The 774-nt window shown below is 70.3% G+C and carries 1 protein-coding gene; it reads right to left on the reverse strand.

The window, feature by feature from the left end; translation table 11 throughout:
• Positions 1-736 (reverse strand): ATP-binding protein (locus tag JCM19049_RS16300; RefSeq protein WP_279403441.1); only part of this gene is annotated, 736 nt, incomplete at its 3' end.
• Positions 737-774 lie beyond the last annotated feature (38 nt).

The following is a 774-nucleotide window of genomic DNA, read 5'->3' on the forward strand; positions in this document are numbered from 1 at the left end:
CGGTGCGCCAGGCGCGCGGTTCATTGCTCGTCCTTTGTGCTCGGTTCGGTGCCCGCGGTGCCCGCAGTGCCGTGGGCGGCGGGCAGCGGCAGGGTGACGGTGAAGATCGCCCGGCATCATTATCCACCGTGATGCTCCCGCCCAGGCGCAGCACCGCCTGCTGCACCAGCGCCAGCCCCAGCCCGCGCGGCACCTGCCCGCCCTTGGTGCTGACCCCGAAGCGCATCAGGTCCTTGAGGAATTCCGGTTCGATGCCCGGCCCGGAGTCTGCGACCGAGATCAGCAGCTCATCGGGCAGCCCGACCACCTCCACCCAGACCGTGGCGGCGTCGCTGCCCACCGAGACATCCAGCGCGTTATCCAGCAGGTTGCCCACGATCGTGATCAGGTCGGTCGCCTTGAAGCAGTCCGGCGGCACGGTGCCGGAGGCGGAGATCTCCAAACGCACCCCGCGCTCGTGCGCCTGCGCGGCCTTGGCCACCAGTAGGCTGGAGAGGTAGGCGTCGTCGATGCTGCCCACCACCAGGTCGGTCAGCGCCTGGGAGCCCTGCCGGTCGGCCAGCGCGAAGTCCAGCGCCCGCTGCTCCCGGCCGTTCTCGATCAGGGTGGCGATCGTGTGCAGCCGGTTGGCGTGTTCGTGGGTCTGGGCGCGCAGCGCGGTGGCGAAGGTCTTCAGCGACTGGATCTCCCCGGTCATCTCCTGCACCTCGGTCAGGTCCCGCAGCGTGACCACCACGCCGGTGAACGGGGTCGTGGCCAGCCAGCGCAGCGGCA

This window comes from Arthrobacter sp. JCM 19049, from assembly GCF_001310435.1.